The sequence below is a fragment of the Psychrobacter sp. CAL346-MNA-CIBAN-0220 genome (assembly GCF_040309805.1).
Taxonomy (GTDB): Bacteria; Pseudomonadota; Gammaproteobacteria; order Pseudomonadales; family Moraxellaceae; genus Psychrobacter.
This window is the reverse complement of record NZ_JBEOPF010000004.1, coordinates 155603-181073: the sequence shown is the minus strand read 5'-3', so window position 1 is coordinate 181073 and position 25471 is coordinate 155603. Positions and strand designations below refer to the sequence as shown.

The following is a 25471-nucleotide window of genomic DNA, read 5'->3' as shown; positions in this document are numbered from 1 at the left end:
GTTAACGGTCTGACTTTATACCTTTGACGCCTGATAAATCTCATCAATCGAAGTATTAATGGTATCGGCAAAATCCTCATCACTTTGCTGTTTGCTCAAACCTTCAGTAAAGGCGCGTGAAAAGCTCGCAATCATACCGGGATTTTGCTTGAGCTTAGCACAAGCATCACTACGACTATAACCACCAGATAGTGCCACTACTTTAAGTACTTTTGGATGGTCAATCAGCGCTTGATAGAAGCCTGCTTCTTCTGGCAAGGTTAGCTTCAGCATCACTTGTTTGTCATCAGCCAAGCGCTCAAGGTTATGCAAAATATGAGTCTTAAGTATTAACTCACAGTCATGTTTCTTAACACTATTAATGTCCACTTCTGGCTCAACAATTGGCATCAGGCCTTTAGAAATAATTTGCTTAGCCACATCAAACTGCTGCTGTACTACTAACTCGATACCGTCAACATTGGGCTCATAAATGACTGAGCGCATCTTGGTACCAAATACCGGATAGTTTTTGGCTTTATCTAATAGTAAGTCTAAATTAGGCATTGGGCGCATCACTTGCACGCCACTCATATGCTCTGCTAAGCCTTTATCAACCTTTAAAAATGGTACGATATTTTTATCTTCCCATAGATAATTGGCGGTCGGTTTGCCATTAACTTCGCGCTCCATAGTATCTTCAAACAAAATCGCCCCAAGGACGCGTTTATTATCAAAGCAATCGCAAGTCATAATACGCGCACGCATTTCATGCACTTGGTCAAACATCGCCTCATCATTATCATAATCATCGCCAGTGACGCCATAATTCTCTAATGCTTTGGGCGTACTGCCACCACTTTGATCGAGAGCAGCGATGAATCCTGAACCCTCTTTTATACGTTGTAATTGCTGTTGGTATTCCATGGAACGGTCATCCTATTTTTATTAATAAAGGTCAAGTGTTACAAAGGTAAACGGTCGTCTGCCAGTTTATGCAAACCTGTCCGTTTGTAGATAACCTTACCATAGGACAGGCTATGTGCCTATATCAGATAAGTTAAAGAAATAGCAGGAACTTGCTATCATATCAAGCTGCCATCACGCTAAAATTGTTACGCTAAAAACAGCACTACCACACAGCCAACTGCTAATAACAGTCCAAGCATATTGACGCGGTTGAGCTGCTCTTTAAATATTCCAACCCCAATAAGGGTTGCCACTGCAATGACCCCAACGTTCATGCCCGTAAATACAATACTAGGGGAATCGGATAATAGTTGATGGGCACGGATATAAGCATAAATGTTACCCATATTGAGTGTACCAAGTAGCAAGCCTGCCATCAGCGCTTTACCTTGCCAGCGCACCCGTGTAATCAGCAAATAAATTAACAACAGGAAGCCGGCTAGCCCAAAACTGACAAATAATGTCAACGGAAATGCCGCGCCTTGTTTGGCCACTTGTTTAAATAAGATATCAATAATGCCATAGCCTGCCCACACCGCAAATAGCCATAAAGGCGTGCGTAGGGCATGCTTATTAAGCACAGTATTGTTTACAGTATTGATATTGGTAGTATTGGTACTGCCTTTATTTGTACTGCAGTCATTATCAATAACAGTGTCGTTAACAATGACCGCTTGCTGTGGACGATAGACCAGGGCGGCAAGTGCTAAAAACCCTAACACCAGGCCAAACACTCGCGTGCCCGTCAACACTTCACCAAATAAAATAAATGCCGCAATAATTGGAATAATCAATGATAAGCGCTGAGCAGCATCGGACGCTACCATACCCACCGCTGCAATCGCACGACCGAGAATAACAAACACTGCTGGCAACAATATTCCAAGGGCAAGAATAATACCCCACGCCCCACCAAGATTACCAATACTGCTAATATCAGGTTTGAGTAACACCCAAGTAAGTATAAAAGCAATTGGATAACCGGCAACGATGGTCTGGCGAATATCGACATTTTGTTGGCGTAACACTTTAAGTAACACAGAAACGGCGACACTACACAGTACCGCTATTATTAAATACATCATAAGTTTCTACCTTATTGAGCCGAAACTCTATTAACCCGCTTTTAATTTTATTGAGCTCAACCCGGTTAATCAAAATAAAAACATAGAATGTAACAAGGTATTTAATTTACAGCAATCACTTTATTATCATTTAGCAAATAGGTACTGGATTGGAGTCTAAATAGTGTCTGCTGCGTTCAAATTACAATTACCATGCAGGCGCAATTGCGAAGTTTTGCTAAAATAGAGTGCTATTCTACTAACACAAGTAACGGTGCAAGATAACGTTTAATGGCGTTCATCTTGACGTATTATTATTGCCTATGAATGCTCTATTTCGCTTTTTTGAATCCCGCCTGTCTGCTTTTCCTGACACCCCAATGCCCCTGCCCCGTAATGGCCTCATAAAATTCCTATGGGCATGTACCAAAGGTTTGCGCGGCTGGCTGTTCCTGTTTATGATGCTGTCCGCCGGTATTGGGATTTATGAGGCCATGCTATTTGCATGGATTGGTAATCTGGTCGATTGGTTGGGTACTTATACGCCGCAAACGCTATTAACCGAAAAAGGCGATATGCTGCTGCTGATGCTGGCAGTGCTGATTATTAGTCCCTTCTGGATTTCCTTATCCTCGCTGATTCGTTTTCAGGCGATTCAAGGGGTGTTTCCGATGCAGATGCGCTGGCGTTTTCACCAGCGGATGCTCAGTCAATCCATGCAATTTTATCAAGATGAGTTTTCTGGTCGGGTTTCCGCTAAAGTCATGCAAACGGCGTTAGCGGTACGCGATACGGTGATGACGGTCACTGATATGCTGCTGTATGTCCTCGTCTACTTCATCACCACTGGGGTAATTTTATTTAATTTAGACAGTCTTTTATTGATACCGTTTGCAATTTGGTTTGTGTTATTTGGGCTGACGATGTGGTTTTTTATTCCTCGGCTCAAACGTACTGCCGTCGTTCAGGCCGATGCGCGTGCGCTGATGGTTGGCCGTATTACTGATGCTTACGCCAATATTATGACGGTAAAGCTATTCAGCCATTCACGCCGTGAGCTTAGCTATGCTAAAGATGCGATGGGGCAGTTTTTGGGAACCGTGCATGCCCAAATGCGCTGGGTCTCCCAACTCGAAATCGTTAACCATACTATTAGCGTCATATTAGTCAGCACTACCGCAGGGATTGGCTTGTATCTATGGCAACAGGGTGCGGTCGGCGTCGGTGCGATTGCTGCAGCGACCGCGATGGCACTCAGGCTAAACGGTCTAACACGCATGATTATGTGGCAAACGGCCAGCCTATTTGAAAGTATCGGCACAGTACAAGATGGCATGCGCACCTTATCTGCGCCGCAAACTATCGTTGATAAACCTGGTGCTAAAGCGCTGGTGGTCACCGATGGTAATATCGTCTTTGACCATGTCGATTTTAGTTATGAGGGTGATGGCAATACCGGTGATATTGAAGGCGAAAAAATCGATGAGGTCAACACTGCCGCGACGGCCCTTGTCGCCTCGCACATAAAACTACTCGATGACTTTTATTTAGATATTAAAGCTGGTGAAAAAATTGGCTTGGTCGGTCGTTCAGGTGCCGGTAAATCGACCTTGGTTAATTTGCTATTGCGCTTCTTTGATGTTGATAGTGGCAAAATCTGTATTGACGGACAAGCGATTGACAAGGTTACTCAAGAGTCATTACGTCAGCAAATTGGGATGGTGACCCAAGATACCTCATTGCTACATCGTACGGTACGCGAAAATATTGCCTACGGTCGCCCTGATGCCAGCGACGAAGAAATCATGATCGCGGCCAAGCAAGCTCAAGCTTGGGAGTTCATTGAAGACTTATACGATGAAAAAGGCAATACTGGTCTTGATACCCAAGTCGGTGAACGGGGCGTCAAACTGTCCGGCGGTCAACGTCAGCGTATTGCCATCTCGCGAGTGATGCTCAAAAACGCGCCCATTTTGTTATTGGATGAGGCCACTAGCGCCCTTGATTCTGAAATTGAATTTGCCATTACCGAAAGCTTAAACGACATTATGAAAGGCAAAACCGTTATTGCTATTGCTCACCGTTTATCCACCATTGCTGCCCTCGATAGACTGGTGGTGATGGATAAAGGCCATATTATTGAGCAAGGCAGCCATGATGAGCTCCTTGCTATGAATGGCGTTTATGCGCGATTGTGGCACCGTCAAAGTGGCGGCTTCTTAGGTGAAGACAGCTAGGCGGCCAAAACCACTCTACGTTAACAAACACCAGGACGGGTCACTATTATGGAAGCTTTTGCAAAAAGTATCGCTATCAAGGGTCAACAAGCGCGCTACTATCCATTGAATCATCTTAATAAATTAACAGACTCACAATCAACCATTCGTATGCCAGCGCACTTTTATGGCGGTAATGGTTTTACGGTTGGCACCTATTCACCGTTGTTAAGCTACCTTGCGACCGGCTTTGATTTGACCTCGTTAGCGATGCGTGGCTATTGGTATGATAAGCCAAGCAGCCGCCGCCTAACGCGCGCGCAAGATGCAGACATGCTTATTGAGTTTTTAGAAAAAACCCAAGATATACCTATTGTCGGTATTGGCCATTCTCAAGGGGCTACCGCCACTGCCATCGCTGCGGCTAAACGCCCTGATCTGTTCTCACAGCTGTACCTCATTGAGCCGGTGACTTTTACTAAGGCGCAAACGCTGCTATATGACTTGATGCCGCGCGCCCTAAAGTTAACTCGCGAACCCTTTAAAAGCACCTTGACTAAACAAGCTACGTGGCCAAGTGTGCCTGCTTTTTATGAGCACCTGCGCACTCAGCGAGCTTATCGACGTATCAGTGACGAGCACCTGCAGCTGTTCGCCAAAAACAGTTTGGTGCAGCAAGATAATGGCAGCTATACTTTGCTGTTTGCCCCTGAGCAAGAACTGGCCAATTATTTTGGTACGCCTTATATTGACGATGCGTTGAAAAAAGTACGCTGTCCTTATACCCTTATTACCGGCAAGCCTACCTTATTTATCAGTGATAAAGTGCGCAAGCAATGGCAAAAATTTGTCCCTACCGAATGTATTATCTCCCTACCCGATTATGGACACCTGCTACCGATGGAAGCACCTGAACAATGTGCGAGTATTATTTTAAAAGATTTCCTATGTTAACTAATTAGGCCAATTATCAAAGTAAAACCAAGATATATAACGATGCGATAAAAGTAAAAAGGTCTGAGCTGATGGATGATTTATTTACACCCAACCCGACTGACAATCTATTACCATACGATGGCCAGTTATATGACTTAGGACAGCTAGATTTGGGGCCGTTAGATATCGGTGAAATGAATGATACTTATAACGACCTATACCAAACTCTGCTGACGACTTTACCGTGGCACTCTGATATCGTTACCTTATTTGGTAAGACTCATATCACCAAACGAAAAATGGTATGGATGGGTGATAAAAGCTTAAGCTATCAATATTCTGGACATAGTCATAGTGCAATAGAGTGGCACCCTATTGTGTTTCATGTGAAACAAATAATTGAACATAGCATTCATGCGCTAAAGCTCAACCCTGCTGAAGCTAGTCATAATAGTGACTTAGATAATACAGTCAGACGAAATTCATTTAATAAAGAAAACCACTCTTATTTTAATGCTTGTTTGCTTAATTACTATCCGTCAGGCAGCGAGGCTATGGGTTATCATGCTGATAATGAAAAGGAGCTGGGCGCGCAACCCTTAATAGCGGCTTTATCGTTAGGGGCAACCCGAAAAATGCTTTTTAAGCATAAACCTGTTAAATATGAAGAATTACAAGATAAAGTGGCCCTTCATCTTACGTCTGGCAAATTGATTGTGATGGCAGGCATAACTCAGCAGTACTGGAAACATAGCATCCCTAAGACCAAAAAAGTCGCTGATGGACGTATCAGCCTTACCTTTCGGCGCATACTGACAGTGTAGCGATGTTTGTTTTAATAACCCTAATGGCATGAGGCTTTACCTCTGCCTTAATTTATACTGCTTTCTTAACCACTGGATCAAAACCGCCAGGGTTAGCAATGCTAACATCGGATAAATAAATAGGAGATCAATACGAATAGGTACGATAACCCCTTGCGCCCATTGCTGCATGATAAAGTGATAAGGCACATAAAGTACCCACGCACAAAGGGTAAAAATCTGTAGCTTAGTCATTATATCTACCCTTTTTAATATCTTTTACGCAGCTATTTTTATGCAGAAGCATTTAAGACAATTTTACCAAAGGTATCGCCTTTTTGTAGCTCGCGGTGGGCTTCTACCACTTCAGACAGCGGATAAGTGTGCTGAATATGTAAGATCAACTTACCATCAGCAATTTGCTGTAAGACACGCGCCATATCTTGACCGCTGCGCTGCGCCGCATATCCAGCCACGCTCAGACTTCTCTCATTGCCCGCCTCTTTGAGCTTATCAACCCAAATAGTGGGTAATACATTGACGCGACCCCCTGATTTGAGCACGCTAAGCGCACGCACACCCGCATTATCACCGACTAAATCAAGCAATACATCGGCTTGTAAGTCAGGAAATTTTTCATCTTTAGTATAGTCAATCCAACCAGTAAGCTTGTTTTTATCTATTAATTTATCAAGTTTGGCATACTTTTCTGGTGAGCAAATGACCGTTACTTTAATGCCATCTTGCGCTATTTTTTCCATCAATAACTGAATCAATAGGTGACCAACACCGCCAGCTGGGGCGTTCATCACCACATGCTCGCCTTTCTTGATATCAGCAAACTCTATAAACTGTAGCGCCGTTTGTCCTATGCAAGGTAGCGCGCCTGCTTCTTTTAAGGTAACTCCCTCTGGCACTTTAGCAAGCAGCTTGGCATCTACTGCCACATATTCAGCATAACAGCCGCCATCAAAGGTAAGGGCAGCGACTTTATCACCGACCACAAACTGAGCGCTATTACTGCTGACTACTTCACCTGAGACATCAAAGCCCAGGATTGCAGGCTGACCCTGATCGAATTTATTTTTACGGATATTATCCGCGCCCCAGCCTTTACCTTGACGGGTTTTATAATCAACAGGGTTGATACCCGCATAAGCAACTTTCACCAGTACTTGCTCATCAGTGAGCTCCGGCATACTGACATTATCTTGAAAATTCATGACGTCCGGCTCTCCAAATTCGCGGATTAGAACGGCATGCTGGGTACTTGGTAGCGGTTGATTAGAAACGTTAGACATTATCAAATATCCTTATATTCATTGGTTTATTTATTGAGTATTTTTTATCTTATTACTTATGGGTATTACTTAATAGCCCATATTGCTGAATAGCGCTTGTTTTGCGCTTAAATATGCTTGAGGAGATATATTAGGCTAAGGCCAGCTCGGCACTAATAGGGAGATGATCCGAGAGCGTTGACCACGGCTTACCATCATGTACCCACGCCCGTCTAACGGTTAGGTTACGCACATAAATACGATCTAAGCTGAGCACCGGTAGTTTGGCTGGAAAAGTCGGTAGCAGCTTACCATGGCAGTGTTTGAAAGCCTCTATCATACCGAGGTCACCGGCTAACTTGTCACAAGATAACTTTTTCCAGTCGTTAAAATCACCAGCCAAAATCAGAGGCCGGTCAGGGGCAATCTCATTACGCACATAATCACTAATAGCCTGATATTGCTTGAGACGATCACGCTCAAATAGATTGAGATGCGCGCACAATACCACTACTGGCATGTCCCAACCTACTGGCTGTACCTCACAATGCAAGACGCCGCGCTGCTCCAGCTTATTTACTGTTATATTGATATTATGCTTAGGATCTAGCGGAAAACGGCTGAGTACGGCATTACCATGATGACCATTTTCGTATTCTGAATTTTTTCCATAACTGTTTTCCAGTTGCAAATACTCCCCGAACCATTCGTGTTGGGACTGATCAGGATACTCGTTGTATTGCATATTGCGCTTTAGATTTTGTCCTTGTACCTCTTGCAGGCACAGAACATCTGACCCTACTTCGTCCAATGCTTGGGCGATACCTTGCATTTTAACTTGGCGATTCATCGGCGACATGCCTTTATGAATGTTATAACTGGTCAGGACAAAAGAGGTTGTAGTATTCATAAACTCAGTATTCATAAGATAAGTGTTGGATATCGTTATTGTTGTCATTGTTTATATTATTGATGTTTTAATTACTAATAAGATAGCGTTTACAACAACTACTAGAGCGTAACTGACATCGCGATTGTTGTTACTTTAAGCGGTTAACTGTCTATCATAAAGCATCAACGGCAAAAACAGTGTAGCAAATAACATAATGCCCATTAATCGTTATTATCAACCAGTCCTAGCACTCATCACTATCAACCATAGTTTTTATCTAAATAATTGATAATATCTCGCGACTCAAACATCTTAGTATCCGTATTGGGATCGATGAGATAAGGAAATTGTAGCTTGCCATCCATCACCTCATTCATGATGCGTTCACGTTTACCACCTTTTATGGGCTTATACTGCCCCAGGTTGAGACGGATACCGAATGCACCGATATCCTCTATCTGTTCACGAGCGACGTTATGATTGATATAACCAACTTCAAGTACGCAAAGCTTTTCGCGTACTAAGCGACAAAAAGGACTGGCCTCAAAACCATATAAATGTAAGGGCTTATCGGGCTTACCACGGGCTTTATTCTTTTTCGGATAGTCAGATTTGATACCGCGCATCATAGATGCAGCACTGGTCGCTTTATTAATTAAAGTGGCATTATCTCCATTAGGCTTCTGATATTTCTCCGGTGTAGTGGCTTTTTTAGAATAATTTGTAAACAAATGATCAATGATTGCTTGCGAGTCTAATATTTTGTCTCCAGTATTCTCATCAATTAAAAACGGCACTTGTACTTTGCCAGCCAATTCTTTGAGCTCATCACGGTAAACATGACCCTTATGGGGACTTGGGCGGCTTTCATAGTCTAAATTAAGATGAGTCATAGCTTCGCGAATGCGGCGTGAATAAGGACAAGCTTCATGCTCATATAGAATCAATGATTTTTCGGGCTGCATAGGTGTTGGTGTACCCATGTTTCCTCGCCCCCCACGTAATAATGTTGAGGTCGTCGCTTGTAAAGTTTTTAATCTAAAACCAAGCGCATTATTTAGAATAATCATTGTTAACGTCCTTATTATCTGGTCGTAACTAATATACGTTGGTGATTAATAGTCATTATAAAAGCAGTGCTCATTAAAGGTGTTAATCGTTAAAAATGAGCATAATTAACGAAAAAGAGCATTGACTCTTATCGAACCAATGCTCTTCTATTGTTTTGCGCTTACCTATTCTATTACAAGTTATTAGTAGCGAGTGACCAACGCGATTGGTTGATCTGCCGCCATAATATCTTGGGGCATAAATACTGCTTCGCCACCGTTATGGATTACATGCTCAATGATTTCACCAACTGCATCGTCCGTTACCCCTTCTGCAGCAGAATCTTCAACGATGCTCAATGTCTGCGCTTTTTCATCAATCTTAGCTGGCTGGATATAGCCGCGACGTACATACAGGGTCTCACCGGCACCTTGATAAGCGGCACGATAGACTTCCTGTAAATCGGTTGTTAACATATTGGCGCCGCGAGCTTTATCAATCTCACCTAAGGCTGCTTCATGTAATGATGTCCGATATTCTTCTACCGCTTTTTGGACACTATCAATGACATGTTGGGCGCTACCGTCTTCAAGATCGGTGGCGTTCGATACCGTAGCAATGATATTTTCTGGACGGTCACATACTTCTTTGTAGTAGCTAACATTGCGCGCGTCACCGACGATAACCAACGGCATTTTATGCTCGCCCCACAGCTCTTGCACACTTTTATCCACCTGATTAAAAAACTCTTTTAAATAAGTGTCTTCTTTAGAGGCTGACCGATCAGAGCCACCATCACCAGTGGTATATAAGCCATTATTATCAATTGGGAATGGGATGCTTTCCATGTGGTTTTGGGTATCGTCATTTTTATCCAATTCTATTACCACACGATCATTTGATGCCTCAATTAAACGGGCCTTTTCGCGCGTAAGAACAACGGTATAATAATGTACGGCACTGGCCATATCACGCACTAAATCACGCGTTGCAAAGCGGTCTGAGATAACCACACGCTCTGTTGTATCTATCGGCATGCGTACAATCTGTACATCATCAGTACTCGCAAAAATAGCTAAAGTATCTAGATTATAATTATGATTGAGATCATTAGTCTTAGCATGGATATTATCCAGAATCGTAGTCGCTGTACGCTTATCATATTCAGTCGTTAAACGCTCTTCGACAACTTTTAGTTGGTTTTTTAGAGCAATAGGGTCTTTCTCGTTGTCGGGATGTTCACGATGAGTTTTAACAAAAATACTTACTGCTGGGTTGGCCTTAGTCTCGCGTAAACTCTTGAGGGTCGCTTTCATAGATTATTTTCCTTATTTTATAATGATAAATTTTTAATAATAGGTTTTAATTTTATTTGAAAACTTGCTTTGCTGTGTTGCTGAGAAATTTTAGAATGGATTAACCATAATGCTTACTTACTAAGCATATTGCTTCTTATTATCTATAATTTATATATCCTATACCTATGATGCTAACAATTTCATCCTGATAGCTGTACGGTTAGTTTGCAAGCAAATGATGGCGCTTTGTAAGCAAAGTAATAATTACTGTGTAATCATGGTTGTATAGGGCAGGCTTTTATTTGCTATCTCTAACAATAGAGTGAATGAGTTATTGATACATAAGGCAGGATTATCAATGAGACCTATCCTTAATAAAGTCATGTCTACTAACAAAGCTGATACTCATGAAAAGCCTACAGACGACTGGGTTGTATTTTTATCCAAGCATACCCATCTTTTAGTTAGCTTTTATTGAATGCACACCCCTAAAATACATATCCTTTTGATAAAATTTAAGTATAAATAATATTTTATTTATTGATCTTCCTATTCACTATTTAATCTTGTCACGACTCAATCTTGCTACTTACTATTATTGGACCTCTTTATGACTACTCTACTTTCAGACTTGCACCTCGTTGACTTTGCCGCCGCAACGCCCAGCAACTTACAGGCACAAGTAACTACTGCTATCGATCAAGCTAATAATTTCTTAGATCAGCTGTCAGTGATGATTGATGACAATCAGGATGCTAATAAGATGAATGCCGAGCAAGCGCTGGCTGATGTAATGGCATTTGAGCATATCAACTTGGCATTGGATCGCAGTTGGGGTATTTTATCGCACCTGAATGGCGTAATGAGTAATGACGAGATTCGTCATGTCCATCATGAGCTGCTACCTAGATTATCGGCTTATGGGACGCGCGTTGGGCAACATCAGCCGCTATTTACTCGCTACCAAACCATTGTTAACGACCAAAAGTTTTTTGCCACACTTGAGCCTGCGCGCTCGCGTGCGATTGAGCTGGCGCTACAGAGTTTTGAGTTGTCAGGCGTGGCCTTGCCTAAAGCTGAGCAGGATAAGTTTGCTGCTATCCAAAGTCAGTTGTCCACTTTATCCGCAACATTCTCTGATCATATTTTGGATGCAACCCAAGCTTATGCGCTGCCGCTTAATCAAGATCAATTAGCAGGATTGACTGAAAGTGGCCTGGCACTGTTAGCCGATGCAGGCGAGCAATTCAAAGCTCGCGAATTGGCAAATAACACGCTCACGCAAGCTAAGCTAGACGAGCTGCCAACTCCTTATTATGTAGCGACGTTAAATATTCCAGTGTATCTCGCCATTATGACTCATGCCAGTGATCGCAGCCTACGTGAAACTTTATATCGCGCTTATGTAACCCGCGCATCAGAATTTGATAGCCATAATAATGCTAAAGGTGAGTCACTAAATAACGCAGATATCATGAGTCAAATCTTACAACTGCGCGAACAAAAAGCCCAGTTATTAGGCTTTACTAATTATGCTGAGGTGTCACTATCAACCAAAATGGCAGATAGTGTGCTAGAAGTTGAAACCTTTTTGCGCAATCTAGCGACGCAAGCAACGCCTACAGCCGAGCAGGATTTAGCGCAGCTACAAGAATGTGCGCAAGATTATGATATTGAGTCATTACAACCGTGGGATAGTGCTTATATTGCCGAAAAGGTGAAGCAAAGCAAATTTAGCTTATCACAAGAAGAGATTCGCCCGTACTTCCCGTTACCCAAAGTAATCAGTGGATTATTTGCTATCGTTGAGCGTTTATACGGCATTCAGGTACGCGAACAAAATAACGCTACTATTGATACTGATATTGATGTCAACAGTGAAGATAATAATACAGATAAAGGCATCTCGCGCTGGCATGATGAGGTACGTTTTTATCAGTTATTCGATAAGAACGATACTTTGATAGGCGGCTTTTACTTTGATTTATTCGCTCGTAGCGGTAAGCGTGGCGGTGCATGGATGAGCGGCTTTCAAGCACGTTATAGTCATGATCAGCAAAACTATCAGCAACTGCCGGTTTGCTTTATGGTTGGTAACTTTACCCCAGCGCTGGAGGGTAAACCAAGCCTCCTCACCCATGATGAAGTATTGACCTTGTTCCATGAATTCGGTCATGGTCTCCATCACCTATTGACCCAAGTAACGGTCGGCGATGTCGCAGGCGTTAATGGGGTGGAATGGGACGCGGTCGAGCTACCCAGTCAATTTATGGAAAACTGGGCGTGGGATGCAGAAGGTATCGCGTTAATTAGCAGTCATGTTGAAACTGGTGAACCATTACCCAAAGACAAGCTTGATGCTTTATTGGCCGCTAAAAACTTTCAAAGTGGCATGCAAACCTTACGCCAGATTGAATTTTCACTGTTTGATTTACTGATTCATGCGCATACGCCTATACCCGATTATAAAGGTATTCTAGACACCTTAAATACTGTCCGTGCCGATATTGCCATTATGGAAACCCCTGACTATAACCGCTTTGCCAATGGCTTTAGTCATATCTTTGCCGGTGGCTATGCCGCAGGTTATTACTCGTATAAATGGGCAGAGCTATTATCAGCTGATGCGTTCAGTAAGTTTGAAGAAGAAGGTATTTTTAATCCTATAACGGGCAAGGCGTTTCGTGAGACCATTTTATCCGTTGGTGGCAGCTTACCAGCCAAAACTAACTTTGAAAACTTCCGCGGTCGTCGTGCCAGCATTGATGCCTTATTACGGCATAGTGGCTTTAGCAATTCTAAAAATAATAACGCAAACAATGAGCAAACCAAACGTGAGGCGATATAATGCGTTATCAATCAAGCCGCCCCAAGCGCCAGTTTTTATCTGGCGTGCGTTGTCCTAAATGTCAGACCCTAGATGCAGTGGTACAGGTGCAGATAGTGTCACCTGAGCCTGATGAGTATATAGAATGTACTCACTGCGGTCATATAGAGCGCCGTCCTGAGCCTGATGCTATTAGTGCCAAAAATCACGCTGAAGATCAGCTTACCCGTGATGCGATGGCGACTGGCACCAGTGGTACGGTGAAGTTTAAGCCTTAAATAGTCGGTGGTAGTGCTTGCATAACCTACTACCAAAAACGGTCTGCTTAATAATTAATAAGTAGTAGCAATTAAACTATAATGACTACTACTTATGCAGCCTACTGCTATGGATAGTTTCAATTCATATCATAGGCGATTTGAAACTTGATCTTACCCCGTAACAATTTTGTTCTGCCATGCTGCGTTTTTTGGTCCATACGTTTGTGCCTGTATAAATGCTCAGCTCATCAAGTTGATCTTTACAGTTTTCTCAGCCTATATCATTACCTTTGAATAGGCTTATTTTTATTGGAATCAACTACATTAGCCCTTAATCTTTTATGGAAAATACTTTATGTTGATTAATGCAGATTTTTCACAACGGGCGTCGTTAGCAGTTGAAGATTATCAATGGGTGAACTCACCGCAAAATGGCGTTGAGCGCGTGATGCTCGACCGTATAGGCGAAGAAAAGGCCCGTGCCACTAGTATCGTACGCTATGCACCCGATTCTTATTTTCCACACCATTTACATCCAGGTGGTGAGGAAATTTTGGTATTGGCGGGCACTTTTTCCGCAGATGACAAAGATTATCCAGCAGGTTGGTATCTACGTAATCCGCCAACATCAGGCCATAAACCTTATAGTCGTGAAGGGGCTGTTATCTTCGTCAAACTCTGGCAGATGTTGCCAGACGAAGATCAACATGTGGTTATCGATACCCAAAATACAGCAAACTGGCAACAACATGGAGAGCATCAAGTCTGTCCTTTATTCTCAAACGATAACGAGCAAGTGAGCATGCAACGGCTGAATGCGGGCGTAGCATTATTCGCTACTGAGATAGTGGGAGGTGCAGAACTGTTAGTGATAGAAGGCGAATTAATAGAGGCAGAGCAAACCTATAAGCGCGGTAGCTGGATACGTCTGCCCGTAGGTTCAGTTGCACAGTTAAACGCCGGTGCAGAAGGTGTCACCATTTATCTAAAGACTGGACACCTTGCTCAAATAGAGAACATTGATTTTGAAAATTTCTAAGTTTGGTGCACAGTAATACTAAAAAAACTTCTATCCGTTAATTGAGGCTATTAATCAGGGAACACTCAACATGCAAAATATACCGGTTGCGATTGTGGGCGGCGGTTTAAGTGGGTTATATGCCGCTTTTTTATTAGAACAGAAAGGCATTGACTATATACTTTTAGAAGCTCGTGATACGCTGGGTGGTCGCATTATCGCTGCCAAGCATGCTAAAAAACAGTCTTCGGAACCCTCGAATTCTGACACTACAGAAATGGCGGTAACAGACAGCTTTGATTTGGGACCTTCTTGGTTTTGGCCTGACTATCAGCAACAATTGAGTCATCTTATCAATGAGTTGCAACTGGAAAGTTTTGCACAATTTGAAGAGGGAGATATGATGGTTGAGCGCGCTCCTAACGAAGCCCCTATTCGTACACAAGGCTATAAAAGCTCGCCGCCCTCAATGCGTCTAACCGGTGGCATGGCCGCTTTGATTGACGCCCTATATTGTCGCCTCGATAAAAAACGCGTTCACACCGGCCAAATAGTACGTCGGCTGAATAACAGGGGTCAGTATATAGAGCTTGCCAGCAAAGACTCGTCTGGGCAAGTGACGACTTGGCAAGCTCAACATGTGCTGCTCGCATTGCCGCCGCGTTTGGCAGAAGCCAGTATAGAATTTACGCCCGCTTTACCACTAGATCTGAGCAAACAATGGCGTGAGACGGCTACTTGGATGGCGCCACATGCCAAGTACTTTGCGATTTATGACAGGCCTTTTTGGCGAGAGCAAGACCTGTCAGGAGCAGCTAGAAGTGCGCTAGGGCCACTTAATGAAATTCATGATGCCTCTATAATGGGTAGCAGTGGCGCACTATTTGGTTTCCTCGGAGTTCCCGCTCAAGTACGTCAAAGCGTTTCTGAAGACCTGCTAAAAGCACATTGCCGCGCACAATTAGTTCGCCTATTTGGCACGCAAGCAGACTCACCACAGGCAGAGTATCTTAAAGATTGGGCACAAGACCCATTTACGGCGACGACAGCTGATGCTGATAGTGATGGTCAACATGGGTCAGCCCCTACTGCCAAAGCGGCATCAGGTGTATGGAAAGACTGCCTGACTGGCATAGGTAGCGAATGGTCCCTGCAGTTTTCTGGTTATACAGCGGGTGCCATTGAGGCTGCAAGCTTCGGTGTGCAAAACTTGCTTGAGTCGCCTAGATCTATGCTACCAGATAAGATTTCGGCACGCTCTAATTTACCCAGTGTCTGATTATGGGGTTAAAAATTGCATAACTAGGTCGTTTCTGACCAATAATAAATGAGCTTGATGCGGTTTTAAAACCTCCCAAATTAATATTTACGGAATTGATCATATATATTAATGTAAATGTAAAGGATAAAACCGATGACTACTTTACGATATATCGCTCATTACCCCGAGCAGATTCAAACCCAAGCAGGAATGCTAATCAGTAGTGGTCGGTTGGGGAATTATATTGAAAAAAGCTATCCTAACAAGCACCAAATACAAAGTGATAAAGCGTTATATCAGTATATAAACGAGCTAAAAAATCAGTACATGCGTAAAAGTGGTCCGCTTACTCAAGTCAGCTATAACAGTAAACTAAAGGTACTTAAAGATGCGTTGGGCATTCATACCTTTCAATCTCGAGTGCAAGGCAATAAGCTGAAATCACATAACAGCATCACGGTAGCCAGCTTATTCAAAGAAGCGCCACCTGAGTTTTTGCGTATGATCGTTGTACATGAGTTAGCACATTTTAAAGAAAAAGAGCATGACAAAGCGTTCTATCAATTGTGCTGCCATATGGAACCTGATTATCATCAATTTGAGCTAGATACCCGCTTGTGGTTACAGTGGCGTGAATTATAATCTGCCTCAATAACAATAACAGTCATCACAAAATAACCTTTTTCCGGCTAGCCACTATAAATATGGCAACAAGTGCTTAAGTAAGATCTAATAAATATAATCATCTCAACAGCCTGATTTCATTATAGCAGTGATTTTTAAGTGGACTATAAATAGACTTAAGAGACACAATTAGCTTTTTCCATTGGGCTATACGCTATTATCAACTATAAATTTTAAGAAAAGCGCACCTTTATTCTTAAAACAAATCCATACATAAAGTGGCCAAGTTATCATGGATATAGTCGATCCAATTTAAAAATGATACCGTGTTGCTGGTATGAATTTTTTGCAGCCTCTGTCACGTATGCGAACAGCAAGCAAGAAAAATTTATACCAGTAGCACGCTGATATGAACGACTCCCTTTTATTTTGAACTGACTATAGCAACAAACTAGAATTTCTAATAATACTGTAGGAGTTCGACTAGCAGAAACAATGCGCGAGACCTGCTCTCAATTAAGACAGCAGGTTGTACCAAGTAAGGCAATTATTATACTTTTTAGCGAAAATCAAAGAACTCATAATGAATATTTTTGGCGGGGATACCATTTTCTTTCATTAATTCTCGCACTTTTTGTAAAAGCCCTTTCGGACCGCAGAAACTAATCTGAACCTGCTTCGGATCAACGTCACTAGCGGCGTGGCGGATAGTTTCGGCCATGGCATCACTACCACTCGGGTTGGCTACGAACTGGAGTTCAGATTGGTCTGTTATTTCCTGCATGCGCTCAACACTAGGAAAAGCGTGCGATGGATTGAAGCAATAAACCAAAGTGGCCCGTTCAAAATGACCAATAGTTTTATCCTGCTGCCAAGAAATAAAGGGTGAAATCCCCACCCCTGCCCCAATCCAAATCTCACGCTCTGCATTCGGCAGGCGTTTAAAATTGCCATAAGGGGCATAAACATTAGCCAACATCCCTACTTTGACTTGTTTACTTAGCTTTTTCGTATAATCGCCTAATTCTCGAATCACGAAATGAATGTGTCCCGTATCAGAATGTGCGCTGGCTATAGTAAATGGATGCGGCTCTTGCAACCCTGATTCTTTAAGAGAGATAAAGGCGAATTGACCCGCTTTGAATGGAAATCCATTACGAACCGGCTCAAATTCCAAGTGTACAGCCGCTTTGCCATGGGATATGGCTGCTACCTTGTATTCGCCAGCTTTGGAGATGAAGGGATATAATACTATTTTGTACAGCGCCGCAAGCACGCCTACAGAGCAAAGCAGTGCCAACCAAATACCTGCTGGGCTAGTCAATGTGATTGGCGACTTAATACTCAGCCAATGCAGAATAACGATCAGAAAAAGCGGGCCTGAGAGCTTATGCAACCAACGCCAGTTGCCATACGGGATATTTCGGTTCAGCGCTAGCAGCACAATCGTACCTAGCACGACAAGACCGAGTTGACGCACTAAACGCGTCCAATCCTTAGGCAATTCCAGAATAGAAGCAAGGTCCCAGGAGTCAAGTTCGGCTTTAAAAACGAAATGATAGGCGGCGAAAACAAGTGCCCATATGGCGATCCATTTATGAGCCTCATAAACTCTGTCCAGACCACCAAATGACCATTCAATGCCATGCCAACGACTAGCAAGTATGCATGAGCTTGCCATACATGCTAAAGCTGAGGCACCCAGTATCAAGCTGGCTGTTGCCGTTGTGGCCCACGTTTCGGAGGGGATTTGCATAAGTACAGTGACTGAAGTAATTAACACGATGCTACTGATAGCTTGCCAAGCCTTTACAGCCATAAGAATCTCCCTAAAAATTATTTGATTAAAATTAAGAAAGCTTAATTTACTAAGTTTACATTTATTGAAAAATCATGAATGATAATACAGTTTAATTCTTAACTGACTCTTAAGCTGCATCTGGGATATATAATAAAGACAAGTATTACCATCAATAAACTTATATTCTACTTTGGCGCTGCCTGCGCCTTAATGATTGGTTATGCGCTTGGTTCTACTATGCTTAGTTTGCTGAAAAGGTCTATCTAGGGTGCCAGTCATGAACCTAGCTTGGCAATTGGGCTGAAGCTCTGGGTGGTTTGGTGTTGATAGCAATTGGTGTCAACAGGGTAGTTTGAAGGCAATCTTATATTTAATAATTTTTAGCGATTAATTAAAAAGACGGGGATGCCACCATTTCATATTGAAAAGTACACTGCTATATACACTGATCTGACATAAATAACTTAAATCATTGAAAATGATAGCTCACATTCAAAGGTTCGAGTCCTAACTAGAGAACCACAGTTCGTTTTGATACCCTTATAGTCCAAATTTTAGCCTATCGTTAAAACACAATTTTTTAGTATGATACTTTATTACTTATTTATATCTATTAGTAAAATCATATTCAGTCCATAAAAAAACCGCCTTGAGAAATTGCTCAAAGCGGTTTTTATAGTATTAAGACTGTGCAATATTAACTTCGAAAAAAGCCTTTAGCTAGGCTTAGTTCTGCTCAATACCTTTCATGGTCAACTTGATACGACCACGGTTATCAACGTCTTGGACAAATACTTTAACGATTTGACCTTCTTTTAGATAGTCTGATACATTCTCAACGCGCTCTTCTGCGATTTGTGAGATATGGACAAGACCATCAGTGTTTGGTAAGACGTTAACGAAAGCACCGAAGTCAACGATACGCGCGACCGTACCTTCATAGATTTTACCCACTTCAACTTCTGCAGTCAACGCTTCGATTTTACTAATAGCCGCTTTGGTTGCTGCTTTATTTTCGCCAAAGATGCGAATTGTGCCGCCATCATCAATATCGATAACCGCACCCGTTTCTTCAGTTAGCTGACGAATCGTTGCACCGCCTTTACCGATAACTTCACGAATTTTGTCAGGATTGATTTCGATAACCGCATAGTTAGGGGCATGGGCATTGATTTCGGTACGGCTCTCAGGCAGTACTTTATTCATCGCGTCTAAGATATGGATACGGCCAGCATGGGCTTGTTTAAGTGCTTGCTCCATGATGTCTGGCGTAATACCTTCGATTTTGATATCCATCTGTAGCGCGGTGATACCGTCTTTAGAGCCCGCTACTTTAAAGTCCATATCACCAAGATGATCTTCATCACCTAAGATGTCTGATAAGACAGCAAAGCGCTCGCCTTCTTTAACTAGGCCCATTGCGATACCAGCAACGGGTGCTTTGATTGGTACGCCAGCGTCCATCAATGCCAAGCTGGCGCCGCAAACAGAAGCCATAGAAGAGGAACCATTCGATTCAGTGATTTCTGATACCACACGGATGACGTACGGGAAGCGTTCGCTATCAGGAAGCATCGCTTGTACACCACGGCGTGCTAGACGGCCATGACCGATTTCGCGACGCTTAGGAATACCTTCACGGCCCGTTTCGCCCACTGAGAAATGCGGGAAGTTGTAATGCAGCATGAAATGGTCACGAATAGTACCGGCTAGTGAGTCAATCATATTGACGTCACGACTGTTACCAAGCGTAGTCGTTACTAATGCTTGAGTTTCACCGCGAGTAAATAGCGCTGAACCATGAGTAAACGGTAATACGCCTACTTGTACATCAAGGGCGCGAACGGTCTCAAGGTCACGACCATCAATACGGGGCTTACCAGACAAAATATTGTCACGAACCGTACGATATTTTAGATCGTTGTAGATTTCTTTAAGATCGGAGACCTTGCTACTATAAGTTTCTGACTCTGCATCACCAGCAAGCGCATCAATAGCGGCTTGTCTAATATCATCAAGCTTAGTGTAACGTTCTTGCTTATCAGTGATGGTATAAGCATCAGCAACTTGCGTGCCGAACTGCTCTTTCATGCTGCCTTCTAATGCTTCATCATGCTTAGGAGCGCTGAACTGTTGCTTAGCGGTGCCTACTTCTGCTGCTAATGAGGCAATATTGTCAATAACAATCTGCTGTTGTTCGTGGCCATATAGTACTGCGCCCAGCATTTGATCTTCTGAAAGCTCTTTAGCTTCAGACTCGACCATCAATACTGCCGATTTGGTACCAGCAACGATTAAGTCCAGATCACTCTCTTTAAGCTGTTCAAGAGTCGGGTTTAAAACGTATTCGCCATTAATGAAGCCAACGCGTGCACCAGCAACAGGGCCGTTAAACGGCGCGTCAGAGATAGCTAGCGCTGCTGAGGCACCAATGAGTGCTGCGATATCTGCAGATTGGGTTTTGTCTGATGACACAACCGTGGCGGTAATTTGAATCTCATTCAGATAACCTTCTGGGAATAATGGACGAATTGGACGGTCAATCAAACGAGAGGTTAAGGTTTCAAACTCGCTAGCACGGCCTTCACGTTTGCCATAAGCCCCTGGAATTTTACCCGCAGCGTACATTTTTTCTTGATAGTTAACAGTCAAAGGAAAAAAGTTTTGTCCTGCTTTCGCTTCAGACTTAACGACTGCTGCGACTAATACAGAAACGCCGCCCATGTGTACCATGATTGAGTTGGCTTGACGAGCGATACGGCCAGTTTCAAGAATAACTTGCTGGTTACCGTATTGGAATTCACGCTTAATGGTGTTAAACATTGTCGGAGTTGTCATATAATTTTCCTAATGTTGAGTGACGAAAATAATAACAGCTGCACGAACAGGCTGCTATCAGTCGTTAAAAAATTTTGTGTAGGCTAGCGCTACTTACAAGTAAGGCTACCATCACACATTTATCTATAGTACTACTGCATCATTCTGGTACTTCAAATTCGACTTATTATAAATACTAGTAAAACCTCTATACTTGCATACTCTTTATCAAGTTTATAAAATATATAGGACGGTTTACTTTATTTTTTGCCAGTATTTATGACTATTATTACTTGTAACTATGGCATAGATAATGCTATACCAATTCACAGTGCACTATTTTACAGGGATTTATAAGCATTGACCAATTAATTGCAGAACTCAATGAATGCTGTGATTCTTTACTGCAAGTTATCCCTGTTTGGTCTTGTGGTATTAATGCACAATAAGCAAATTATTACAGAGTTTTTGGGTAAAGTATCTGCATAAACCATCGGCGTAAGGCACCTAAATATAGTAAGACACCTAAATGTAATAGCCATAAAAAAAACGGCGTGAAACTATTCCACACCGTTTTTGTACTACTCATATCTTAAGTCGATAACAGCAAGTTAGTTTTCTCAGAACCTTCAGATTTATTCTACAAACTTTCAGAACCTTCTCGCTTAACTGTTACCTATGCAACAGCCGTTAACTTAACGACGTAGACCAAGCTGGCTGATAACTGTGGTATAGCGACCTAAGTCTTTGCCTTTTAGGTAATCAAGCAGTTTACGACGCGTACTAACCATGCGGATAAGACCACGGCGGCTATGATGATCCGCTTTATGTGCTTTAAAATGGTTTTGTAAATCATCGATACGTGCACTTAGTAAAGCCACTTGCACTTCAGGTGAGCCCGTGTCGTTTTCGCTGCGCTGGTATTTAGTGATGATTTGTTCACGATCAGTATTAGTTAGCATAAATTTCTCCGGCAATGCTAAAAGCTCCAAAGTAACTCAATAAGTTTGAGCCGTTATGGAACGATAGAATAGTGTAAATAAAATAGCTTGCACTCCATTCAGGACAACCCTGCATTACTAGAGTTGACCTAGTGAAGAGCAAGCACAATGTATGAGCTAAACAATTTTCGCTGGGATGAGCAGAGCTGCTCAATAATATTAAGATCAGCTAACCGTTCAAACAAAAACTTGTTTATAACTTGATAGCGATTATAACAAAAAACTGCTGAACTAGCAGCAGTTTTCCGCATTAGTTTCAACAGTTTTAAAATGAATAGGTTTAAATCAACTCTATATAAATAAAATGCTTACTTATATTTGTCTTTCTTTATATCATCTTCGGTCGCATTGCCACCAAGTGCATCATCGTCTAATGGTACGGTCGTTGCTTCAGCGACACTATCAGGAAAAATATCCTCACTAGGATTAATATCATCTGCTCGCTTTTTTATTGTCTGTTCTTGCTGATCCAACTCTTTCTTTGACTTATCCATGAAATCTCCTCTAGTATATTTTTACTATTAAGGTTTTTAGGGTTAAAAATGCCAACTGTTTGAACAGTTAGCATTTCTGGTTAAAAAATTGATTAGAAATAGAGGTTAACTTTTATTTCTTTTTCTTGGCATCTTCTGCGTTATCAGCGATACGATCCGCTGCTTCTTCGGTATCTTCTGAATAATTACTTTCAGTTTGATTTTTTAGAGACGCAGTCGCTGCTTCAGAACGTTCTTGCTCAATTTTAGTATCGTTTGGGTTGGGCTGTGCCATAGTAATTTCCTTTTTTCGTTATGAGTAAGTGTTTTAAATCAATATAAATTGCTTATGTTTATACCGATAAAGCCTTGTCGATAGCCTCAACAAAGTTCTTAATGTCATCAGGATTGCGTGAAGTAATTAAGTTACCATCGGTCTGTACCGTCTTATCCACAAAAGTTGCACCCGCATTCTCTAGATCTGTTTGCAAAGATTGATAAGCCGTTAAAGTTCTTCCTTTGGCGATTCCAGTATTGATAAGTATCCAAGGCGCATGACAAATTAAAGCTAGGGGTTTACCTGCATCATTAATAGCATTAATTATATTATGCGCTTCTTTGTTGCCCCGTATAGTATCAGCATTTACAGTACCACCTGGTATCACTAGAGCATCGTACTCTTCAGGTTTCGCATCTTTTGCAAAGATATCCGCTGTAAAGGTATCGCCTTTGTCGACATCTTGATTCATAGCTTGGACTTGCCTATCATCATTAGTGGTGATCAAGATTGTCTTATAGCTTTTGTCTTTTAATTGATTATTAACGTCTTCATATTCTGCTTGTTCAAAGTTATTATGTAGTAAGAAAGTAATCGTTTTCATAATATTCCTTATACTCGTATAAGTTAAATTTCAAATTGGGGTATATTTCTAGAAATTTTTAGCGTGTAACCCTTATTCAAGTTATGCTTATAGCTATTTCTTATTATTAAATTATTATTCTTATGAAGCTTTATTATCAATTTATTATTTACTTTTAGTACTGATACCACTTTACCTAGTGGACTAAAAATAAGTGTATAAAAAAAACAGGTTCCACCATAGGGGAAACCTGCAATAAAATGTGACGGTATGTGATTAATGTAAAGCATTAGTAAATCATTAAAATCTAGGCAAGTCACATCGAACTAATTTTATAGGACTAATCATCTCAATAGGCTATAAATGAATTATTTTTTTAGGTTGTAAGCGTCCATTAAGACTGACTGCACCCAAGCCGATGAACTGTCCCTGTTCGTTTATTAGACGAATATCTACAGGTTGCTCATGCTCTAACAATGGCTCTGAACTGTCTCGATTGTCATCATCCGGATTTTGAGTGACAGTGGCTGCTTCCTTTTCTACTAGCATTGTCTGAAGGGTATTCAAAATATAATCTTGCAACGTAGCTGTAAGCTGGTCAAATACATTTAAACGTTGACCTTGGCGAACACGCGTACATTGCGCCACTGTCAATATCAGTTCGGCCTCGATATTTACGCACGCATCTACTGGTAACAAGTGCGCCATCCGGCCATCTAGTACTTGATCTTCTAACTCTACCAATGTAATGGCATTATCAAGCCGAAAGTCACCGACTCGAAAACGACGTAAAGCCGTTAAATGACCTAGTGTCCCTAATACTTTAGCAATATCTTCTGCCAATACACGCACATAAGTACCTTTAGTACAGGTGACAGTTAGCTGAACCTGCTCATCATCAAGCCCTGTTAAGTCAATAGCTTTAATCACAATATCTCTTGGCGCACGCTCAACTTCTATCCCCGCCCGCGCATATTCGTAGAGCTTTTTACCGTCTTTTTTTAAGGCAGAGTACATTGGTGGCACTTGCTGCTGCGCACCAAAAAACTGTTGAGCAATACTTTTTAGTTGTGCCTCATCAAACTTAGGTATAGCGGCCTGCGCAACCACCTGTCCGTCAGCATCTCCAGTATCTGTCTGCTGACCAAGCAATATTGTCGCTTGATAGGATTTATCTGCATCAAGCTGATAGTGACTAAATTTGGTCGCCTCACCCAAACAAATGGGCAGCAGACCAGTTGCCATCGGATCTAAGGTTCCGGTATGACCTGCCTTTTTACTGTCATACGCCGGTGATTTAAATAAATATTTAACTTTTGACACTACTTGCTGTGATGTCATACCCATTGGCTTATCAATTAAGATAACACCTGAAACCTTTTGCTTGGTTGGTTGCTTAACGGGTTTTTTAGCAAGTCGTTCGATAGATTGCTCGGCAGAATTAGGCGGGTCAGCTGACACTAAAGACATAAAGGTACACTACTCGTCTGTTTCGTTTTGCTCAGTTTTGGTGACAGCCTGATTAATCAGATCCATCATATAATTACCGCGGGCAGTGACTTCATCATAATGAAAACGTAAGCGCGGGGTGGTACGTGTTTTTAGGCTATGGCTGAGCTCAGTACGCAGAAATCCAGCTGCTTTATTTAAAACTTGCACGCTAGGTTCATGGTTGGATTTGCTCATGGCATCATTAAGCTCAGGTTCCATAATAGTGACATAAATATCTGCATAGCCTAAATCAGGACTGACTTTAACACTAGAGATGGTCACAAAACCAGTCAGACGTGGATCATTAACTTCATCACGAATAAGGACAGCAAGCTCACGCTGAATTTGATCAGCTAACCGTTGTAGGCGTTGGTTCATATTATTATCCTGTTTTTTAATAATAATTTAATAATAGTTTAATTCTAATTTAATAGTAGTAATTACAAGCAAAAATAATTTTTAATAAAGGCGTTGTTTGTAATATACAATAAAAAAGGCCTAGCAGGATGAACCTGTTAGGCCTAAATACAGCATGATATCAGTCAGCAATG

Annotated in this window: 23 protein-coding genes and 1 pseudogene; 9 read left to right on the top strand and 15 right to left on the bottom strand. The window is 41.9% G+C overall.

All coding sequences use genetic code 11. The features are described 5' to 3' along the window. Positions 1 to 15: 15 nt before the first annotated feature. Positions 16 to 906 (bottom strand): fructose bisphosphate aldolase, encoded by an 891-nt coding sequence (locus AAEY88_RS09725; RefSeq protein WP_350561863.1) that lies wholly within the window; start codon positions 904 to 906, stop codon positions 16 to 18. Between the two features lie 188 nt (positions 907 to 1094). Then, on the bottom strand, positions 1095 to 2033 hold the full coding sequence (locus AAEY88_RS09720) for an EamA/RhaT family transporter (protein WP_350561861.1): 939 nt from the start codon (positions 2031 to 2033) through the stop codon (positions 1095 to 1097). Positions 2034 to 2335: 302 nt separating this feature from the next. Here AAEY88_RS09720 and AAEY88_RS09715 point away from each other — a divergent pair, with 302 nt between their 5' ends. From AAEY88_RS09715 to AAEY88_RS09705, 3 genes are all read left to right on the top strand, one after another. Then, entirely contained in the window at positions 2336 to 4249 is a 1914-nt protein-coding gene (locus AAEY88_RS09715) for an ABC transporter ATP-binding protein (RefSeq protein ID WP_350561859.1), read from the top strand. A gap of 48 nt (positions 4250 to 4297) precedes the next feature. Then, on the top strand, positions 4298 to 5182 hold the full coding sequence (locus tag AAEY88_RS09710; RefSeq protein ID WP_350561857.1) for an alpha/beta hydrolase: 885 nt from the start codon (positions 4298 to 4300) through the stop codon (positions 5180 to 5182). A gap of 71 nt (positions 5183 to 5253) precedes the next feature. Then, positions 5254 to 5988, top strand: a complete 735-nt coding sequence (locus AAEY88_RS09705) for an alpha-ketoglutarate-dependent dioxygenase AlkB (protein ID WP_350561855.1) — start codon at positions 5254 to 5256, stop codon at positions 5986 to 5988. Between the two features lie 36 nt (positions 5989 to 6024). Here AAEY88_RS09705 and AAEY88_RS09700 read toward each other — a convergent pair whose 3' ends face one another. The 5 genes from AAEY88_RS09700 to AAEY88_RS09680 form a co-directional block, all read right to left on the bottom strand. Further along, complete coding sequence (locus AAEY88_RS09700; RefSeq protein ID WP_350561853.1) at positions 6025 to 6222, bottom strand: hypothetical protein; 198 nt, start codon at positions 6220 to 6222, stop codon at positions 6025 to 6027. Positions 6223 to 6260: 38 nt separating this feature from the next. Beyond that, positions 6261 to 7268, bottom strand: a complete 1008-nt coding sequence (locus tag AAEY88_RS09695; RefSeq protein WP_350561851.1) for an NADP-dependent oxidoreductase — start codon at positions 7266 to 7268, stop codon at positions 6261 to 6263. A gap of 130 nt (positions 7269 to 7398) precedes the next feature. Next, positions 7399 to 8157 carry an endonuclease/exonuclease/phosphatase family protein gene (locus AAEY88_RS09690; RefSeq protein ID WP_350561849.1) on the bottom strand — a complete coding sequence of 253 codons (759 nt, stop codon included), beginning with the start codon at positions 8155 to 8157 and terminating at the stop codon, positions 7399 to 7401. Positions 8158 to 8399: 242 nt separating this feature from the next. Next, entirely contained in the window at positions 8400 to 9209 is an 810-nt protein-coding gene (locus AAEY88_RS09685) for a glutathione S-transferase N-terminal domain-containing protein (protein WP_350561847.1), read from the bottom strand. Positions 9210 to 9392: 183 nt separating this feature from the next. Beyond that, entirely contained in the window at positions 9393 to 10505 is a 1113-nt protein-coding gene (locus AAEY88_RS09680; protein WP_350561846.1) for a hypothetical protein, read from the bottom strand. 592 nt (positions 10506 to 11097) lie between these two features. Here AAEY88_RS09680 and AAEY88_RS09675 point away from each other — a divergent pair. The 5 genes from AAEY88_RS09675 (at position 11098) to AAEY88_RS09655 (ending at position 16495) form a co-directional block, all read left to right on the top strand. Next, complete coding sequence (locus AAEY88_RS09675) at positions 11098 to 13335, top strand: M3 family metallopeptidase (RefSeq protein ID WP_350561844.1); 2238 nt, start codon at positions 11098 to 11100, stop codon at positions 13333 to 13335. Continuing rightward, entirely contained in the window at positions 13335 to 13592 is a 258-nt protein-coding gene (locus tag AAEY88_RS09670) for a hypothetical protein (RefSeq protein WP_350561842.1), read from the top strand. Before AAEY88_RS09675 ends, AAEY88_RS09670 begins: the two co-directional genes overlap by 1 nt. Before the next feature lie 337 nt (positions 13593 to 13929). Next, complete coding sequence (locus tag AAEY88_RS09665; RefSeq protein WP_350561840.1) at positions 13930 to 14613, top strand: cupin domain-containing protein; 684 nt, start codon at positions 13930 to 13932, stop codon at positions 14611 to 14613. Positions 14614 to 14683: 70 nt separating this feature from the next. Next, positions 14684 to 15871 carry an FAD-dependent oxidoreductase gene (locus tag AAEY88_RS09660; protein ID WP_350561838.1) on the top strand — a complete coding sequence of 396 codons (1188 nt, stop codon included), beginning with the start codon at positions 14684 to 14686 and terminating at the stop codon, positions 15869 to 15871. Between the two features lie 135 nt (positions 15872 to 16006). Continuing rightward, positions 16007 to 16495 carry a M48 family metallopeptidase gene (locus tag AAEY88_RS09655; protein ID WP_350561836.1) on the top strand — a complete coding sequence of 163 codons (489 nt, stop codon included), beginning with the start codon at positions 16007 to 16009 and terminating at the stop codon, positions 16493 to 16495. Between the two features lie 541 nt (positions 16496 to 17036). On the opposite strand, the gene AAEY88_RS09650 is transcribed toward AAEY88_RS09655, so the two are convergent. Continuing rightward, a complete protein-coding gene (locus tag AAEY88_RS09650; protein ID WP_350561834.1) occupies positions 17037 to 18296 on the bottom strand; it encodes a ferredoxin reductase family protein in 1260 nt (419 codons plus the stop codon). A gap of 269 nt (positions 18297 to 18565) precedes the next feature. On the opposite strand from AAEY88_RS09650, the pseudogene AAEY88_RS15840 reads away from it, so the two are divergent. Beyond that, positions 18566 to 18634: pseudogene (locus AAEY88_RS15840) on the top strand (manganese efflux pump MntP); the annotation flags it as partial. A gap of 370 nt (positions 18635 to 19004) precedes the next feature. Here AAEY88_RS15840 and pnp read toward each other — a convergent pair. The 7 genes from pnp to AAEY88_RS09615 all read right to left on the bottom strand — a co-directional run bounded on the left by pnp (position 19005) and on the right by AAEY88_RS09615 (position 25298). Continuing rightward, positions 19005 to 21101, bottom strand: coding sequence for a polyribonucleotide nucleotidyltransferase (gene pnp, locus AAEY88_RS09645; RefSeq protein WP_350562067.1), 2097 nt, complete (start codon positions 21099 to 21101; stop codon positions 19005 to 19007). A 689-nt stretch (positions 21102 to 21790) separates the two neighbouring features. Then, on the bottom strand, positions 21791 to 22057 hold the full coding sequence (gene rpsO, locus AAEY88_RS09640) for a 30S ribosomal protein S15 (protein WP_350561832.1): 267 nt from the start codon (positions 22055 to 22057) through the stop codon (positions 21791 to 21793). Positions 22058 to 22404: 347 nt separating this feature from the next. After that, entirely contained in the window at positions 22405 to 22590 is a 186-nt protein-coding gene (locus AAEY88_RS09635) for a hypothetical protein (protein WP_350561830.1), read from the bottom strand. 112 nt (positions 22591 to 22702) lie between these two features. Next, entirely contained in the window at positions 22703 to 22864 is a 162-nt protein-coding gene (locus AAEY88_RS09630; protein WP_350561828.1) for a hypothetical protein, read from the bottom strand. A gap of 58 nt (positions 22865 to 22922) precedes the next feature. After that, entirely contained in the window at positions 22923 to 23450 is a 528-nt protein-coding gene (locus AAEY88_RS09625; RefSeq protein ID WP_350561826.1) for a type 1 glutamine amidotransferase domain-containing protein, read from the bottom strand. 336 nt (positions 23451 to 23786) lie between these two features. Further along, entirely contained in the window at positions 23787 to 24899 is a 1113-nt protein-coding gene (gene truB / locus AAEY88_RS09620; protein WP_350561824.1) for a tRNA pseudouridine(55) synthase TruB, read from the bottom strand. Between the two features lie 9 nt (positions 24900 to 24908). Next, on the bottom strand, positions 24909 to 25298 hold the full coding sequence (locus tag AAEY88_RS09615; protein WP_350561822.1) for a ribosome-binding factor A: 390 nt from the start codon (positions 25296 to 25298) through the stop codon (positions 24909 to 24911). Between the last annotated feature and the right edge of the window lie 173 nt (positions 25299 to 25471).